The sequence below is a fragment of the Oligoflexia bacterium genome (assembly GCA_035326705.1).
Classification (GTDB): Bacteria; Bdellovibrionota_G; JALEGL01; order JALEGL01; family JALEGL01; genus JALEGL01.
Genome location: DAOLES010000004.1, coordinates 83455 through 101604, shown reverse-complemented (window position 1 = coordinate 101604; position 18150 = coordinate 83455). Strand labels below are relative to the sequence as shown.

General features: G+C 38.4%; 17 protein-coding genes and 1 tRNA gene. 13 read left to right on the top strand and 5 right to left on the bottom strand.

Translation table 11 applies throughout. The annotated features are described in order from the left end of the window. Positions 1–51 precede the first annotated feature (51 nt). From PKC21_07045 to PKC21_07025, 5 genes are all read left to right on the top strand, one after another. The gene (locus PKC21_07045; protein ID HMR25093.1) at positions 52–1647 is read left to right on the top strand and encodes a DegQ family serine endoprotease; all 1596 of its coding nucleotides are present in this window, start codon (positions 52–54) and stop codon (positions 1645–1647) included. Positions 1648–1752: 105 nt separating this feature from the next. Then, positions 1753–2253, top strand: a complete 501-nt coding sequence (locus PKC21_07040; GenBank protein HMR25092.1) for a DUF523 domain-containing protein — start codon at positions 1753–1755, stop codon at positions 2251–2253. Positions 2254–2318: 65 nt separating this feature from the next. Continuing rightward, the gene (locus tag PKC21_07035) at positions 2319–3236 is read left to right on the top strand and encodes an RNA polymerase factor sigma-32 (protein HMR25091.1); all 918 of its coding nucleotides are present in this window, start codon (positions 2319–2321) and stop codon (positions 3234–3236) included. A 10-nt stretch (positions 3237–3246) separates the two neighbouring features. Beyond that, positions 3247–4209 (top strand): hypothetical protein, encoded by a 963-nt coding sequence (locus PKC21_07030; protein ID HMR25090.1) that lies wholly within the window; start codon positions 3247–3249, stop codon positions 4207–4209. A gap of 119 nt (positions 4210–4328) precedes the next feature. After that, on the top strand, positions 4329–5714 hold the full coding sequence (locus PKC21_07025; GenBank protein ID HMR25089.1) for a zinc-dependent metalloprotease: 1386 nt from the start codon (positions 4329–4331) through the stop codon (positions 5712–5714). Between the two features lie 20 nt (positions 5715–5734). Here PKC21_07025 and PKC21_07020 read toward each other — a convergent pair whose 3' ends face one another. Continuing rightward, positions 5735–7075: an MATE family efflux transporter gene (locus tag PKC21_07020; GenBank protein HMR25088.1), complete on the bottom strand. Its 1341-nt coding sequence runs from the start codon at positions 7073–7075 to the stop codon at positions 5735–5737. 268 nt (positions 7076–7343) lie between these two features. Between PKC21_07020 and PKC21_07015 the strand changes: the two genes are divergently transcribed. After that, positions 7344–7419, top strand: a tRNA-Trp gene (locus PKC21_07015). A 47-nt stretch (positions 7420–7466) separates the two neighbouring features. Here the strand turns inward: PKC21_07015 and PKC21_07010 are convergent. From PKC21_07010 to PKC21_07000, 3 genes are all read right to left on the bottom strand, one after another. Beyond that, positions 7467–7850 carry a DUF393 domain-containing protein gene (locus PKC21_07010; protein ID HMR25087.1) on the bottom strand — a complete coding sequence of 128 codons (384 nt, stop codon included), beginning with the start codon at positions 7848–7850 and terminating at the stop codon, positions 7467–7469. 128 nt (positions 7851–7978) lie between these two features. Then, entirely contained in the window at positions 7979–8458 is a 480-nt protein-coding gene (locus PKC21_07005; protein HMR25086.1) for a hypothetical protein, read from the bottom strand. A 140-nt stretch (positions 8459–8598) separates the two neighbouring features. Further along, positions 8599–9810, bottom strand: coding sequence for a hypothetical protein (locus PKC21_07000; GenBank protein HMR25085.1), 1212 nt, complete (start codon positions 9808–9810; stop codon positions 8599–8601). A gap of 573 nt (positions 9811–10383) precedes the next feature. Between PKC21_07000 and PKC21_06995 the strand changes: the two genes are divergently transcribed. Genes PKC21_06995 through PKC21_06985 form a run of 3 tightly spaced genes read left to right on the top strand, consistent with a single transcriptional unit; the run spans position 10384 to position 12943 of the window. Next, positions 10384–11874 carry a KamA family radical SAM protein gene (locus PKC21_06995; GenBank protein ID HMR25084.1) on the top strand — a complete coding sequence of 497 codons (1491 nt, stop codon included), beginning with the start codon at positions 10384–10386 and terminating at the stop codon, positions 11872–11874. Between the two features lie 4 nt (positions 11875–11878). After that, positions 11879–12379, top strand: coding sequence for a diaminobutyrate acetyltransferase (gene ectA / locus PKC21_06990; GenBank protein HMR25083.1), 501 nt, complete (start codon positions 11879–11881; stop codon positions 12377–12379). A gap of 6 nt (positions 12380–12385) precedes the next feature. Then, positions 12386–12943 carry a MarR family transcriptional regulator gene (locus PKC21_06985; GenBank protein ID HMR25082.1) on the top strand — a complete coding sequence of 186 codons (558 nt, stop codon included), beginning with the start codon at positions 12386–12388 and terminating at the stop codon, positions 12941–12943. 32 nt (positions 12944–12975) lie between these two features. On the opposite strand, the gene PKC21_06980 is transcribed toward PKC21_06985, so the two are convergent. Further along, on the bottom strand, positions 12976–13983 hold the full coding sequence (locus PKC21_06980; protein ID HMR25081.1) for a questin oxidase family protein: 1008 nt from the start codon (positions 13981–13983) through the stop codon (positions 12976–12978). Positions 13984–14124: 141 nt separating this feature from the next. On the opposite strand from PKC21_06980, the gene PKC21_06975 reads away from it, so the two are divergent. From PKC21_06975 to PKC21_06960, 4 genes are read left to right on the top strand one after another with little or no spacing between them, the layout of a single operon-like run. Further along, positions 14125–15558 (top strand): hypothetical protein, encoded by a 1434-nt coding sequence (locus PKC21_06975; protein ID HMR25080.1) that lies wholly within the window; start codon positions 14125–14127, stop codon positions 15556–15558. Further along, on the top strand, positions 15559–16581 hold the full coding sequence (locus tag PKC21_06970; protein ID HMR25079.1) for a succinylglutamate desuccinylase/aspartoacylase family protein: 1023 nt from the start codon (positions 15559–15561) through the stop codon (positions 16579–16581). It abuts the gene before it with no gap. Beyond that, positions 16578–17327 (top strand): protein kinase, encoded by a 750-nt coding sequence (locus PKC21_06965; protein ID HMR25078.1) that lies wholly within the window; start codon positions 16578–16580, stop codon positions 17325–17327. The genes PKC21_06970 and PKC21_06965 overlap by 4 nt, the downstream gene beginning before the upstream one ends. 25 nt (positions 17328–17352) lie before the next feature. Continuing rightward, positions 17353–18111 (top strand): SDR family oxidoreductase, encoded by a 759-nt coding sequence (locus PKC21_06960; protein ID HMR25077.1) that lies wholly within the window; start codon positions 17353–17355, stop codon positions 18109–18111. Positions 18112–18150: the final 39 nt, after the last annotated feature.

Below are 18150 nucleotides of genomic sequence, written 5' to 3'. Positions count from 1 at the left end.
GTCTATGCTTTGTTGACAATTAATGGGGATTTATTTTTTAAGGAAGATACAATGAAACGCTCACTACTACTAAAACCTTTATTTTTCACGCTTTTTTTAACCTTGGCCCTAAATGGCTGCGGTGAAGATGGGCAAAGTTTTTTTAACAAATGGAAGCCTCAGCACAAACAAAAAAACACCTCTGGAACAAATGGTGCTTTAGATAGCAAAGATAAAGTTTGGGTGGAAGAAGCTGAAACAACCCCCTTAACTGTTCCTTGGAAAGGTGGTGCCATTGCTGCTGATACCTTCATCAAAGTGGCCAAAAACTCAGATGCTGGTGTGGTCAATATTGGAACCACCCAAATCATCAAACAAAATCAGCCGCGTTTTTTTGGCGGCCCCAATGGACAAAACAACGATGCTTTTGAAGAGTTTTTTGGCTCAGATATTTTTAAACATTTTTTTGGTGAGCAAGGCGAACCCCAACAAGAAATTCAGCGTCCTAGTTTAGGCTCTGGTTTTATCATCAATAAAAATGGTCTGATTGTCACCAACAACCATGTGGTAGAAAAAGCCAGTGAAATCACGGTGACCATTGGTCAAGATCGTGAATACAAAGCCAAGTTGGTGGGAGCTGATCCCAAGACCGATGTGGCCTTAATAAAAATTGAACCCAAAGAAGAATTACAACCTTTGGTTTTGGGTGATTCTGATCAATTGCAAGTGGGTGAAATTGTGGTAGCCATTGGTAACCCTTTTGGCTTATCACACACCGTGACCCAAGGCATTGTCAGTGCCAAAGAGCGGACCATAGGTTTTGGTCCTTATGATAACTTTATTCAGACCGATGCATCCATTAATCCCGGCAATTCAGGCGGTCCCTTGTTTAACTTAGAAGGCAAAGTGGTGGGTATCAATACGGCGATTGTTGCTTCTGGACAAGGCATTGGTTTTGCCATCCCTATTAATTTAGCTAAAAATATTATCACACAATTACAAGAGACAGGCAGTGTCACCCGAGGTTGGTTGGGGGTTTACATCCAAAAAGTAGATGATGAGCACGCCAAGTTTTTGGGTTTACCTAACAATAGAGGTGCTTTGGTTTCTTCTGTTCAAAAAGACAGCCCCGCGGCCAAGGCTGGTGTTAAAGCTGGAGATGTTATTTTGAAGGTAGATGGTCAAAGCATCATCAACTTTAATGACTTGCCTAAAAAAATTGCCAACCTGCAAGTGGGTAAAAAAGTAAACTTGACTTTATGGCGCAATAAAAAAGAGTTGGATGTTTCTCTCACCATTGGCAAACTTCCCAATGATGAAGAGTTGGCGCAAAAAGAACCAAGCCCTGAAAAAGAAGAAAGCCCAGCTGATAAACCAGATCGTTTGGGTTTGATTACAAAAACCTTAAGCAATAGCTTGCGGGCACAATTAAAGCTGGATGAGGGTACGCAAGGTGTCCTTGTTACGGATATTGATCGCAACAGTAAGGTCTTTGACCAAGGCTTGCGTGAAGGTGATATTATTTTAAAAATCAACGACCAAGCCATAAAGTCTAACAGTGAATACCAAGAAATTGTGAGCAAGCTTAAAAAAGATCAGTCCGTTTTGTTGTACACTGAACGTCCAAAATTTGGCCGCCAGTTTATTGCTTTTACTTTGATCAATTAAATTGAGCTTGATGCACTGCCATCATTTGGATTCAACAAATGATGGCAAAAAAATACCTTTAATAAATCTTTTATTTTTTTATCTAAACAATGTTAAGCTTTTCTCATGGAAAAAATCTTGGTCAGTGCTTGTTTGTTAGGTGAAAAAGTTAATTACTTAGGAACCGATAATAAAGTTGAGCACACAATTTTTGACCAATGGCAAGCAGAGGGAAGATGTGTTGTTTTATGCCCAGAAGTGGCTGGTGGTTTGCCGGTACCCAGACCGGCTTGTGAAATTAAAGGTGACGGTTCTGGCTTGGCAGTTCTCAAGGGTGAAGCTAAAGTTGTCAGCCAAACAGGTGATAATTTTACCCAAGCATTTTTGGCAGGTGCTCAGATTGCTCTTGATCTGTGCAAAAAATATCAAATTAAACTGGCCATTCTTAAAGCTGGGAGCCCCTCTTGTGGCAGTCAAAAAGTTTACAATGGCAAGTTTAATGGAAGCAAAATTGAAGGCATGGGAACAACCGCAGCAGCTCTGAGTCAAGCGGGCATCCAATGTTTTTCTGAGTTACGGCTCCAACAAGCTCAGGATTATTTGCAAAAACTCGAAAACACTGCTTAAGGCTTGCTGCCAATTCACCCATTTTAGGCCCACAGACAGCCCTTGACAAAAAACCTATACAGGTTATGTTACCATCCACCATGACCGACGCACCGGTAGTTAAGAAAAAACCCAGTAATTTACCCAGCCTACACTCTGGCATTGATCATTATATGCAGGAAATTGGACAATTTCCCGTTTTGTCTCGTGAAGAAGAATATGATTTGGCCATGCGTTGGTACAAACATAAAGACAGGGATGCTGCTGAAAAACTGGTGATTTCTAACCTACGTTTTGTGGTTAAAATTGCCCGCGAATATGCCAAATACGGGGTCAACATGTCTGAGTTGATTCAAGAAGGTAATTTGGGGTTAATGCATGCCGTACAAAAGTACGATCCAGAAAAAGGCTTTAGACTGATCTCCTATGCAGTTTGGTGGATCAGAGCCTATATTCAGGCTTTTGTTTTGCGTTCATGGAGCATTGTTAGAACTGGAACCACACGTGCCCAACGCAAACTATTTAGCTCTTTACAAAAAGCCCGTAAAGAAGTGGCTGCCATGAGCCCTGGAACCGCCCCTACCAATAAACAGCTAGCAGCAGCTTTGGATATGGAAGAAGAAGATTTTGTAGCCACCATGGCCAGAATCCAAAGCAAAGACATTAGTCTTGACCAACCCCTGAGCAATGAAGGTGATGAAAAACGTTCTTTTGGTGACACCCTTGAAGACGAATCTTCTGATATTGAAAGTCAGTTGGTTTCTTATGATTTATCTGAAATTGTTAAGGGTAAACTTGATAGCATTTATGATGATCTGAAACCACGTGAACGCTTGCTGTTGGATAAACGCTTACTCAGTGATGAACCCATGACCTTAGAAGCCATTGGTCAAGATTTTGGTGTTACGCGTGAACGTGTTCGGCAAATTGAATCACGTTTGATGGATAAGCTGAAAAAGCATCTTTTGCCAGCTGTTGGGGATGTGTATCTTAAAAAAGATTAAAGCCTGCTTTATGCTTAGCTTAAACAGAAATAAATTTTTCTGTAACTCTAAAAAAATTACTTTATCTCTTTTTCTTTTTTGCGTTCTCAATCAAACCAAGTGTAACGGTGCATCAAAAAATTCATCGTTTAAGGCAAACTGCTTAGATGAAAAACCACAGATTTGGATTGCACATGGTCAAAGCAACATTCAAGGTGAAGAATCCCAGTCTTCTTACACCCCTGGGAAACGTTTACCTGAATCGATTGCCATGGAGTTTAAAACATCTTCTGGTCTTATTCCTTATGATGAAAGCAATGGCACTGGCATTGGTGAGTACAATGTTCCAGGCTACCCAAACTATGTTTTGGCAGAATCCAAATACCACAGTTGGTATTATATGTTTGCTAAAACCTACCATGAATTGACCAATAAAAAAGTGATTGCTGTACCGATATACCGCGGAGCAACATCATTAACCATGCAAGCTGCGCTTAGCAGTGAACCCGATAAATACTGGATTAACAATTCTTCTTGGCCTGGGCTTGAAGCGGGTTACGCAAAAGTCAATCAAGCCCGAGCAGCACTGCCTAATGCTGAGGTTTATATTTACATGTATGCCGGTGAATACGATGCCTTTGCTTTAAATAGTGGTGATATAAGCAAAGCCAACTTTAAACAGCAATTGCGTGGACACATCTTAGATATGATTGCTCAGACTGGAGCCAAAAAAGTGTATGCCAGCATCATGCATGATCTTGCCAGTGAGGATACGTTTATTTCTGGTGTTGATTTATTGGAAGAAGTACAACAAGAACTGGCGCAAGAAATGCCCAAACAATTTGTTTTGGTTTACCCTAACTCACGATCAGATTTGGACCCACAACATTTTCATCATACAGGTGACTATATTCATCTCAATGCCAACGGCATAGATCGTTTGGGTGAACGCGCAGCCTTAGGCATTGCTCAAGATTTAGGTTGTTATCCTTAATTTTAAAAAAATCTTGATTCAGATTTCTTCTTTACGATAACGCTATAGTAAAACAAACTGTAATTGACATTATGCGCAATTTAATGCTAAAAAGTTTTAAATTTTTAAAAGGTGTTTCTATGATTACAAAGTATATCATTATTTTAACTGTTTTTTGTTTGAGTTGGGTTGCTTACGCTCAAAATCAAATCCATGCCCAGTGCACAACAACTCATGAAGATGGCCAATTACTGGATGCTTTTATTGAGAGTTTAAATGACCCCAATCAAGTATCTTTTAGAGAAGAGCCTGTGTACAGAATACACTTAGATGCAAACAACAAGGTCCCTGTTGTTTTGCATGCTGTCGAATCTGAAAATGGTCAAGTAAGTATCACAGAATCTGAAGCGCGGAGAGTTTTTCAAAGAGCTGCCCAGTATTTTGATCTTAGCGGTTCTCGCGTGCAATTTGCAATGGATAGCATTGAGTTTAACACCGTTAACGATAGTTCATTTTTTGAATTGTCTTCTCATTCTGATGAAGACTTTATACTTTATAAAAATCACGCCAACTCAGTTGATACCCATAAACACAAACTCAACATCTTTTTTGTTAATCGTATTGAAAATACCGTTTGTGGAAGCAGCTCCTATCTCTACCATCCTCAACAAGGTATCAGTATTGCTACAGAAGCAACGGTTGCTCAAGAAGATAGAACATGTGTAAAATTGCATGATGACTTGGCCCATGTCAGTGGTTTAAATCCCAATGACAGTTTAATTGGAACCTTGGCGCATGAAATAGGTCATTTTTTTAATGCTCGCCATACCCATGACTTTTTATGGACCCGCCCTCGCGACAAGCCTATTTTTGAACTGGTCAACCGGGAACCTAATAACTGCATGTACCGTGGAGATAACCTTTGTGATACACCTGCCGATCCAGGCTTGTACAACACTTATGTGGATATCAATATTATCAATGAATCACCTCTGACCGTAACTTGCAGTTATATCGGTGAAGAGACTCATGATAGCTTGGGTGACCCGTATGAACCTGACATGGCCAATATCATGTCCTATTCACCTGATGCCTGCGGTCTTCACTTTAGTTCTGGACAAATCGCAGTGATGAATGCTGGTTTAGATTATCGTACAGGTGTTATCAGTGAAACGGTGTACAGTCTTGACACTGTTTATCCTAACGCTTTTGTACCCAACAGCGGTGAGACCCTTACCATTATCGTATCCACGCAAGATGAAGTCAGCTTAAAAGCATATTTAACTATCGTTGACCTATCGGGAAGAAAAATGTCTGAACATGTATTGGATACTTACCAACAAACTTCACAAAACAAAGGCCAGTTTACTTGGGACGGTCAGGTTGGAAAAATTTTACCCAACGGCATGTATTTTCTTAAGCTAGACCTTTATCCTTCACACTTACAAACCATAGATATTAAAACCAAGCATGGTGAAAAACCTTTGCGCAGCTTAAGCTACAAAATATTTTTTAAACAAAGTTAAAAACGTAAGTATGAATTATTTCAAGCATGTGTTTTTTTTCTCAACACCAAAGCAAAACGCAACATATGCGCTAAAGACGTTAAAGCCAAAGCCAAGATCAACACACCCCATACTCCCTGTCCGCCAAAGCCCAAGGTAAAGGCTGCATAGTAACTTAACGGCGCCCCAATCAACCAGAAAGTAATCATAATCACAAGAAAGGGAATCTTGGTATCATTCACCCCTTGTAAAATTCCTACTCCCATGACTTGAGTCCCATCAAAAATTTGGAAAATGGCTGCATAATGCAAAAGTATGGCTGCATCTTTGATCACTTGAACATCACTGGTAAACAAAGCCGCAACTGGTTCAGGAAAAAACCAAAATACAAATGCGCCTGGCAACATCACCAAAAGTCCGGTTAAAAAGCCCAACCAGCCAAAGTAACGCACGCCTTCTAGATTTTTTTTACCTTCTTCACGGCCAATCCAAACCGTCATGGCCATAGATATCCCCATAGGAATCATAAAACTTACCGATGCAGCATTGATAGCCACTTGATGACTGGCCAAGGTGTTCACTCCCAACCAACCCATAAGCAACATAGAATAAATAAAAAAGCCCACTTCACCCAAACGGACACCCGCTAAAGGCAACCCTATATTTAAAATATCTTTACAGCGAGACAAACACAACCAGGCATCTTTGCGGAACAAAAACAAATCTTGATACTTTTTACCCTTTAAGATGTAGCGTAATAAAGCACCCAACATTAAGTAGTTTAACACCGTTGTGGTTAGTGCAGCCCCAGAAGCTCCCATAGTGGGGATGGGTCCATAACCAAAAACAAAAAGCAAGTCAAAAGGTATATTGAGCAATGCTCCGCCTAGAGCAATCCACATGGATATTTTTAAATCACCCAAACCTTCAGTTAATTGGCGTAAAGTAATAAAGGCAAAAACAGCTGGAATACTTAATGCCAAAACTTTTAAATAATCTCCTGCATAATGAAACAAACTGGGATCTTGCTTGGCCCAGGTCAAGATGGGCTCATAAGCATAAAACGCCAGCCATGTGATCAATGTAAACGGAATACATAACAATATGCCCTGACAGACATACTGACCAATAATTTCTTTTTGTTCTGCCGCATAGGCCTGGGCAATCAAGGAACGTAAGGCCAAAAGCACCCCCAATCCCAGCAGAAAGAACACAATAAAAATACCATGCGCCACTGCCATGCTGGCCAAAGCTTGGGTGGAATAGTGTCCCACCACCATATTATCAATAATCCCCATGGCCATTTGTAACAAACTGGCAAAAATCAAGGGCGCTGAAAATTTTAAAATTTTTATGACATCTTTTAATAAATGAACCAACATCACTAAACTCCTAAAGAAAACGCCCAGCATACACACGATAAGCATGTAAATAAAGATGTTTTTATCATTGATCTTTATTGCATTCGATTGTAATAGAGGTTTTTTAAGATTGAATAAATTTTTTATACTTTATCAATTTTAAAGCTGTAGGCGAGTTGCTCAATTGCTGCGCACCGAGCTCCGCCGTTTTTTGGGTTGCCTTACGGCAACATGGCGAGGGTAAACCCTCAGCCTAGTCTATAGCAAAGACTTTAAATTTTGCTCACTCAGGCGAGTGGCTCAATTGGTAGAGCATCGGTCTCCAAAGCCGAGGGTTGCAGGTTCGAGTCCTGTCTCGCCTGCCATTTTTTACAATTAAAACTCCGGCAGCTGTCCCTGGAATTATCTTGGCTTATTTTTTTGGCAATGAACATTGTCCAGCTATTTTATACCGGTTTTTGGCTACATAGGGATATAGCTTTCTGCCTAGCCATGGTAGTGGAGGAATACTAAGCAAAAGTGCCAAAAAAAACATCCAAGGAGACTTAAAAAATACGGCTCTAAAAGCATCAAAGCCTGTGTAAATTTTACCGTTTGGAAAAATAACATGCAGTGACTCTTCAAATTGTTCTTGGGCTATGTCTGGGAAGAGCGTTGGCACAACTTTATCTTGATATGGAACATCATCAAACACTTTAAAAAAATCAATGCGATGCAACCACTTTAAATTTCCTCTACATAAATTGCATGATCCATCAAAGAGTACAACTGGTTTATGAATTTTGTATTTATTCATACTGGTCATAGCATAATACTAAAAAACAGTTTAAACAACAGCCCTGATTTGTCGCACCTTTAAGCCTTCTCGTTTAATAAAATAGCAAAATAAAAACATGGTATAACAATATTTTTATTGGCTGGTGTTTATAAATTATTTCGTATCTCTTTTTTTAATCGACGTATTGACCTTTTCTTTGCTTTATCTTTTTGGCTAATGCTCCCATAAACCATTTTATTTTTTACTTTCAGAGCATAATCTCCACAGCTAACAATTGCATATGAATTTTTATCTCTGACTAATGCAAAAACCCACTCTGTTTTTACTGGAAAATCCATAATATATCGAAGACAGTCTGCTCCACGATCACCTCGAACAGAAATATATTTCTTTTCTTCTTCCCCTTTTATCTTGTCAATAATTTCTAACTCCATTTCTATTGGAAATTTTTGATCATTATAAATATAACTTGGTTCTTTTGAAAATTTTGTATGTTTATTGACTTTAGCAACTACAATTAACTCAACAGACTGAGCAGCATCTAAAAAAGAAGCTGAAGAGATGCATTCACAAGCAAATGTAATGTTTATAGTCAGAAACAACATAACAATTCCAATTTTTTTCATAACTGAAATATTAACACACACTATTGTTGTCAGAAGTTTTTTTACTTTGTTGCATCTTAAATCACTTTAGTAATCCAAATAAAAAAGCTGGGTTGTGGGACCCAGCTTTTTTATTTTTTAACTAAAATTTTAATTCAACATTAACAGTCGCCTTCATCTGGCTTGTAAGTGATTTTAATAAGATCTCCTGCTTCACCAGCACTTGAAGCGTTAATAGTAATACGTGTAAGCTCAGTACCATTGGCAACTTTGATGCTTATGTTGTATTCGCTGTCACTCAATACTTGGCTTGCAACCCTAACTTCTAGGTTTTCATCTTCACAGGCTTTTTGCGAAAGGTCAAACACGGTTAAAATTTGCGCCGCTTGCGATGCCCCTTGAGCAACGGGCTCCAATGCCTGATTGAAGGTGTCTTGAGCTGCTGGGCTTGAACCGGCAGCTTGTGCCAAACTTAAGGGAACGTATTCACCATTTAACAAATCAATCGCTTCATTGTAACCATGGGTGATACCGCCTGCGCCGTGACCGGATTGTTTAATACCAATTAAAGCATAGTAGGTTTGCAAGGTACCTTGAAAGCTTGTTACAGCATTGGTGATTGAGGTACTATCCCAAATACGCACACCTGTAGATTGATCACTGTAAAAGTTATAACGGAATAGAGCTTCTAAACAGTCTGTTCCGGCTAAACCTTGCGGGGTTAAGTCTACGCTGAACCCGGAACATGCTGCTGTGCCGTTGGATTCAGAATAATCATTTTCATCGGCAACAAAAACTGTAGCAAAAGCTGCATTGTCCCTAAAAAAGCCATTGCTGATGTAAAACCCTCTTTGCGATCCCACCGCTCTTAGCAAGGTCATTAAGCCACCTTCGGCATCTGTACCACTTAGGTTGTCAATGGCCACTTGAAAATTATCACTTACGGCTGAAACCATGCTGCTGGTGTCTGAAAAGTCTGATGAACACACCACTGGTGACTGGGTTACGCTGTTGAGTAGATGGTTGGCTGGACTGTTTTCTGGGTAGGCATAAGAAATCCCCACACAAAGGTCTACATCTTCATTATCAACAATTTCACCGACAAAACTGCTCAGTGCGGACTGAAGGGCTTCAATTTCACCGTCCATCGATCCTGAACCATCCACAATAAACAATAAATCAAGCTTTGGATTAGGCACCGCAATCTGTGTCCATGTAGACTCCAACAAACCACCGCCAACGCTTACGGTTGAACCCGGTGTATTCACGCCGCCTCTTCCACCAATTAAGAAACCCGTTGAGTTTTCACTTAGACAAGAGGACATCAATGCCACTGCCATCGTTAAAATGCTTAAACTCAATTTTTTATACATACGCACTTAGCCTTTCTTTTTTTGATTCGCTCCTATTACATTCAAAATTCGAGCCAAATCCTAAGTATTTGTTTTTATTGTAATAAAAATTATTTTTACAAAAAAAGCCTTAAAGTTGCCCTGCCTATTTTTCGGCAGTGCCTAAATTGTGCTCACTTTATTTTACTGTATTTTAGATTAAAAAAACAATAGAGATCAGAGCTTGCACCATGTTATCTTTATAGAATACCATATTTCTTTATTAAAATACACCGTGTATCCCGCCAAATTTATAATATATAAAAAGTGATAAATACCCAATCCTTGTTAAGCAAACCAATGTTATAAGCAAAAAAATAAAGACTCTCTACTCTTCAAGCATAGCAACGTACCAACCATCTTTTTCAACTACCTCATATTGCTGATTCCATTTTGCATCATGCTCTATATGATTTTCCATTCTCACTTTAACTTATACTTTAGTGTTTGTGCGTTTTTATATCTATTTTCATATAAATTAATTTGTACACGAATCATTTGACTTGTAACTGTTTTTGTTATAAGTTTTGACAACTTCAAATTAGATAAAAAGAAATGAGTATTATGACAAAATCAGCCTTACCCCTAATCAATACAATGGATGACACTAACCGTGTGCAAGATGCCCTTGATAAAAAAATTCCTCAAGACTCTCCTTTATACACTATTGCTAATCACACCATACCCACCGCAATCAAAGACCCTGTTCCACAAGAAGACAGTATCCATAGAACCTTTAAAACAGGACCTTTCTGGCAGTCTATTCCTGCATTTAAAGATGTTTCTGAACAAGAATTTCTGGATTATCGTTTTCAAAATAAACACAGTATTACCAACAAAAAAGGTTTGGAAAACTTTCTTAAAGGTGTCACTGACTCAGATTTTATTGAAGATGTTCAACAAGCTTTAGCCCAAGCGCCAATGAACATGCGCATCTCTCCTTATATGCTGAGCTTAATTGATTGGACTGATCCCTACCATGACCCCATAAGAACCCAGTTTATGCCAGTAAAATCTACATTTCTCCCCGACCACCCACAATTGAGTCTGGATTCATTGCATGAGCAGCAAGACTCCCCGGTTCCGGGTTTGGTTCATCGTTACTATGACAAAGTATTGTTTCTTCCATTGGACGTATGCCCAGTGTACTGCCGTTTTTGTACAAGAAGTTATGCCATTGGCAGTGATACAGAAAGTGTGGATAAAGTCAGTTACAAACCCAATGTTGATCGTTGGAATGATGCCTTTGCTTATTTGGCCTCAAGACCAGAAGTTGAAGATGTTGTTATATCTGGCGGCGACACCTACATGTTGGCCACTGATCATTTAAACCATATTGGTGACATGTTACTTTCTATTCCTCACATTAGACGCATTCGTTTTGCAAGCAAAGGGCCGGCTGTGATGCCTATGAAAATTTTAACCGATACTGATTGGACAGATACCTTAACTCGCATTGTTGAAAAGGGACGTAAGCTGCATAAAGAAGTTTGTTTGCATACCCATTTTAATTCCGTCAATGAAATTACGGACATTACCCGTCAAGCCATGAATAAATTGTTTGAACGTGGCGTAAAAGTGAGAAACCAGTGCGTGCAAATTCGTGGGGTCAATGACAGCGCAGAAGACATGATTCACCTGACCCGTAAACTGTCTTATCTTAACATTCAACCTTACTATGTGTATCAACATGACATGGTCAGTGGCGTTGATGAATTAAGAACCAGTGTGGCAACCACACTAGAAATTGAACGTATGGTTCGTGGCAGCACTGCCGGGTTTAACACGCCTACCTTTGTCACCGATGCTCCAGGTGGTGGTGGAAAACGTGATATCCATAGTTTTGATTATTACAATCAAGAAACAGGCATCAGTGTTTATCGAAGCCCCAGTGTTGATGATGAAAAAGTTTATCTCTATTATGATCCATTGCATGCCTTGTCTGATGATATGCAAAAACGTTGGTTGGATGCAGCTCAACGAAAACTGATGGTTGATGATGCTTTAAAACAATCTGGATTTAAAAAACTTAGTATTGCCTCATAGAACCATGAAAAATTTTATATTTAGAAAACCAAAAAAAAGTGACGCGCAAGAAATTCATGCCATGTTACAGCCGTACAAACCTTATGTTGGTACCAGCCCGGTTTATACTTACCTGCTGATTTGCGAACATTTTGATGATACCAGTATTGTTGTGACCAGTGAATCAGATGAAATTGTAGGTTTTATTTCTGCTTATCAGCCTCCAAAAAAACAAAATACATTGTTTTTATGGGAAGTGGCTGTCAAAAAAGGCTACCATGGCAACAACCTGAACAAGAAAATGATAGAAAAACTTTTTAATCGGATCAATCCAAACTATATAGAAGCCACGGTCAATCCCTCTAACCAAACCTTTATCAAACGCTTGAAACAACTGTCTAAAAATTTTGCCTGTGAACTTTCACAAAAAGTTTTATTTGCATCTGATCATTTTGGAACACAAAATCATGAAGATGAAGTACTTTTTAGAATGGGTCCCATACAAAAAAACGCTAGTTCAATTTAAAAAACTATGGAATATAAGACCCATACAGTTATGGTTAAAGCAAAAACCACTCATGCGATGAGTAAAAACAATAAATCTAGCGTAAAACAAGTTTCATCAGATGCTGGTTATGATTATGACTTGCGTATTCTTCACGCTTTACGCCAAATCATGCGTTCTGTGGATATACATTCACGTCAACTCAATCAGCGTTATGATATCACCACCCCACAACTGGTTTGTCTACTGGCCATCTCTGAGCATGGTCCTTTAACCATTGCCTCTCTTTCCCAGAAGGTGCATCTTAGTCCTAGCACTCTGGTGGGCATAATAGACCGCCTAGAAATTAAAAAATGGCTTACACGAAAACGTGATGTTGATGATCGCAGAAAAATATACCTTCATATCACAAAGTCTGGAAGCAAGTTTGTATCAGAAGCCCCTTCTCCTTTGCAGGAAACTTTACTGCAGGCTTTATCTGATCTTAATCATAAAGAACAATCCACACTGGCAGTATCTCTTGAACGGATTGTTGAATTGATGAAAGTAAAAGAGTTGGACGCCGCACCTATTTTACATATTTAAATCTTATAATCGAATAAACCTTGTTTTATTAATCAATTTAACCCTAATTTCAACGCTCCTGCATATCGCAAATTATTCTCTAAACCTTCTGTTTTTTTAATGCTCAAAACATGCAACAATTTTATAACGTGTTCATCATTGCTTTGTATGGCTTTTGCAGTAAGCACTTCCCAATCTGGAAGCTTGATCTCTGGATACTGCCAATTAAAATCAATGTTAACACTGCCTGTGGTGGACAAATAAGCGGCCAACAAGGCTTTCCACATTATAACTCTGCTTTCATTTGATTTGGATGAAAAGTGATATAAACTTTCAAAAGCATGTTGAGACGTAATGGCATGCAGCAATGTAAAGTTATTGTTTTGTGAAAACAACCATAACAATGCTTGCTCTAGTTTTAAAGGCTGCAAATCATTTTGATCAACAAGATTAGATAACTCTTTAAACATGGTCATCTTGGATACAGCTAACATACGTTTAGCAATATTGGATCCAATAATTTTTTGACCTTGATTAAATTTTTGTTCCTCAAACTGTTTTAAAGTATGGCCCAGACTGAGTTGATGGCTTAAATGTGCATCTAAGCCCAAGTCTAAATAACTTGTTGCCCACGTTGCCAAACTGATCACTATCTCTTCTGGTATATTAAAACGTACTGCATAAAATAATCTAATCAAGGGATGAAATGCCGCCGCTGCTACCCCCGGCATCAGTTGATCAAAATAACTAGCAATAACTTTGTCTTGCCCCAAATGTTTCATTTCTTTTTTAAAAAATTGAATATAGGCCGCTTCATGCGCATGCTGCCCCAAATATTCTTTCCAATTATTCGCTGTAATGACTACTGAAGGCGCGGATTTTGTTTTAAGCTTTTTTACACTGATTTTATAAAAATCCTCTAGTCTTAAATCACTGGCTCCCATTTCTTTTAGCGCCAGTAAAGCCATGGGTGTATGGGTGTAAAGTTCTGTTTTATAATAGCTACTGAAATCAGTGTTATGTTTTTGTATCAATGACTGTGCTAACATGTTTTGAATCATAATTGATTTTTATAAAAAATTTTATTCTTTAATCCCTATGATCGTATAGAAAAATTCTATCGATCTCTAAAATTACTTTTGAACCCAGCAATTTACATTATTTTCTTTGCTAACACTTCTATATTCATATACCTTTGCGCTGTGAATCGGTTTATTGAAAGCATTGCTCCCAACAGCTTTGAACAAGAAAATCACTTCTACCCTAAAGCGCTCAATGCTCAATTGCACCCCATGGTCAGTTATTTTTTTAACATGAATCATGAACGGATTATCAAGCGTTACAAACACTTAAATCCAAAAGTGAATTCAGAAGCTTTAAGTCAGATTTTAAGCTACAAAAGTAAATATTATTATTGGGGCGGCTCTGATTTATTTTATGTCACCACCGAATCTGGCAACCGTAAAATGGTGGTCTTAGAAACCAACTCATGTCCATCTGGGCAAAAATCCATGCCACAGCGTGGAGATGAATCAGATGAGTATAGGGGTTATCGTTTTCTCATTCAACATTCTTTTTTACCTTTACTTAAAAGGAAGCGCTTGATTGATGGCGCTTTGGCAGTCATTTATGATAAAAATTACATGGAAGTTTCTGGTTATGCTGCGGCTCTGGCTGACTTGACCCAAGAAACTGTTTACTTGGTACCCTTTTATTCAGATGATGATCAAAACAATGTTTATGTAAAAGATGGTGTATTAATCATCAACACGGAGACACAAAAAAACATCCCCATCCGCGCAGCCTTTAGATACGTAACGCAAAAACCGTGGAACCGTATTCCTCCCATTTGTAAAACTTTAATTTACAATTCTACTTTAATTTGTCTAGCCGGTGGAAGAAATAAACTTTTAGCCAACAAAGCCTATGAAATGTTCAATTCTGAGTTGGCAGGAACAGGTTTAAAAATTAATACACCTGAAACCATTAAAGACGTTTACAAACCTGAAGTCCCGCTTTGGGTCAAACGTTTTGGTGGTAAAGCTGTGATCAAAATTCCTTATACCAATGCTGGACAGGGCGTGTTTACCATTACCAATGAAGAAGAACTTGCGGCCTTTATGCAGCAAGATTATCCCTACGATCAATTTATTGTGCAAAGCCTTATTGGTCATTATGCTTGGAGTTCCAACAGTGTGCAAGGCAAGTACTTTCATGTTGGCACCATGCCCAATAAAAAAGGCAATATTTATATTGCAGATCTTAGAATGATGGTATGTGGATCTGAGACTGGTTTTTCTCCTTGTGCTTTGTATGCTAGGCGCGCCAAGAGCCCTTTGGCAGAAACATTTACTGGAAAAAGTTGGGATGTTTTAGGAACCAACTTATCTATAAAATTGGAAAACAACCAGTGGTCTTCAGACACCTCACGCTTGATGTTGCTGGACCGCAAAGACTTTAATATGCTTGGCATAGGCATTGATGATTTGGTTGAAGGTTATATTCAAACCCTATTAACCATTGTTGCCATTGATAAAATGGCACAAAACTTGGTAAATAAAAAAGGTCAGTTTAGAATGAAGTTGTTTAAATCTTTAGATAATGATGCTTCGTTGCTTAAGGAGATTTGTATTTAAATGTCATCGATTAAAGTAATAAAAACCAAAGAAGATTTAAAAATTGCTTCTTTAAAACGTGGTGAAATTCACCGTTTACATATTCAATTATCCGACAACGCTTTAGGTGTACCTTGGCGGGTGCCGGTTATTATTTTGCGTGGACAGGACAAAGGTCCAACATTAGGTATTACCGCCGCTTTGCATGGTGATGAACTTAATGGCATCTCAACTATTTTTAAACTGACAGAAAAAATTGATCCAAAAAAATTAAGTGGCACGCTTGTCATGGTTCCCATCAGCAATACTCCCGGGTACTTGATGAACCAGCGCTATTTTTCTGATAACCAAGATCTTAATCGTATCATGCCTGGAAAGGCTGTAGGGAAAACCAGCCAGCTTTACGCCCATTATTTTATAAAAAAACTGGTCAGCAAGTTTGATTACCTTTTAGATTTACACACAGCAAGCTATGGACGCGTCAACAGCTTGTATATCAGGGCCGATTTAGAAAATGATGCTTGTAGAACTTTGGCGTATCTACAAAACCCACATATTATAGTGCAAAAATATGATGTAGAGGGAACTTTGCGTGCTTGGGCCAATGAAAACAATATTCCTTCCATCACCATAGAAATTGGTAATCCCAATGCCTTTCAACACAATTTGATTGATGAAACCTTAGAAGGCATTTTAAATACAATGCGTCATCTTCATATGATTGAAGGCAAAGTCAAAGACATGATTCATGAAAGCACCATTTGTGATAATTCTTTTTGGATATACTCCACCCGTGGTGGCATTGTTGATGTTCTGCCTAACTTAACCGATGAAATCAAAGCAGGCCAAGTGATTGCTCATGTTTACAATGTTTTTGGTGAAATCAAAGAAAAAGTTACCACTAACAAATCAGGAATTGTTATTGGCAAAAACGTGATCCCTAATTGTGATGCTGGTTCGCGCTTGCTTCATATTGGTGTAGATTATATCAAGCCCAAAGCTAATAATATACCGGGCAACAACGCTTACATTTCAGGAACATGAAAACAAGTAAAACACCAGCAAGTATAGATGCATTTGATTTTGAAGATGGAAAAGTGATTTCGTCCAAATATCAATTTGTTAAAAAACTTGGAGAAGGCTGGGAAGGTGAAGTTTATCTTGTTAAAGAACTGGACACCAACATAGAAAGAACCGCAAAGTTTTTTTATCCTCACAGAAACCTCAACAATAAAACTGTAAAAAGCTATGCTAAAAAGTTACATAAACTTAGAAACTGTACCGGACTCATCAAGTATATCAATAAAGAAAACTTTAGGTTTAAAGGTCACAGTGTTCAATACTTATTATCAGAGTATATAGAAGGAGGCTCTGTTCAAGCCTATTTGAAAAAATTTCACCCCAAAGGTATGCCGTATTATCAAGCCTTGCATCTTTTTTATGCCATTGTTTGTGCTTGTCAGGAAATTCATAAACATAAAGAGTGGCATGGTGATCTTCATCTGGAAAACATCATGTTGCAACAATCAGGTTTTCACTATGATATAAAATTGATTGATATTTTTCACACTGCTCACAGCCCTAATGATAAAGGCAGTCCATTAGAAGACCTGTATGATGTCTGTGATATTTTATATGAATTGATTGGAGGTTCTAAACGTTATGCTCAACAACCGCAAATCATCAAGGATATTTGTTGTGGACGTAAAAAAAGTTTAATTAAAAAGAAGTTTAAAAGTACGCGTATCCTTAAAGATTTTTTAGAAACAACTCCTTGGGAAGTATTTTAATCTTAGAAAAAATTTTAGAGATCTTATGTCTAACATTTTAAGCAATAAAACTGTTTTAATCACCGGTGCCAGCAAAGGTATTGGTGAAGCTGCTGCTTATTATTTAGCTGAACTGGGGGCTTGTGTTGTTTTGTTTGCTCGCAGTGAAATTACCTTGCAAAAAATGTCAGCCAAAATCCCTAACAGTCATTTTTTTGTTGGTGATGTTTCTAACAGTGAAAATGTAAAGCAAGCTGTACAATTGGCCATAGAAAAAACTGGTCGTTTGGACGTTTTAATTAACAATGCGGGTATCATTGATCCCATTGCTAAAATAGTTGATTCTAATGTTGAAGCTTGGAGCAAAGTCATTGATGTTAATGTTAAAGGCGTTTATTACGCTCTTAAATACGCTATCCCCTACTTATTAAAAAACAAGGGAACTGTTATCAATATAAGTTCTGGTGCTGCTAGAAGCGCTTTAGAAGGCTGGAGCCATTATTGTTCGAGTAAAGCAGCCGTATTTTCTTTAACCCAATGTGCGCATAAAGAGTATGCTGAACAAGGTTTGCGGGTTATAGGTTTAAGTCCTGGTACGGTTGCTACTGACATGCAAAAAACCATTAAAGCTTCTGGCGTAAACCCTGTCAGTCAATTGGATTGGCAAGATCACATTCCTGCTGCTTGGGTTGCCCAAGCTATCGCCTACCTCTGTGGTCCAGGAGGTAATGATTTTCTGGGCCAAGATTTTTCACTTAAAAGCAATGAAGGTAGAGAGGCTGTAGGCTTGCCCTTAATCAAATAACTTAACTTATATAAGAACTTTGTTTGACTGTTGCATTGA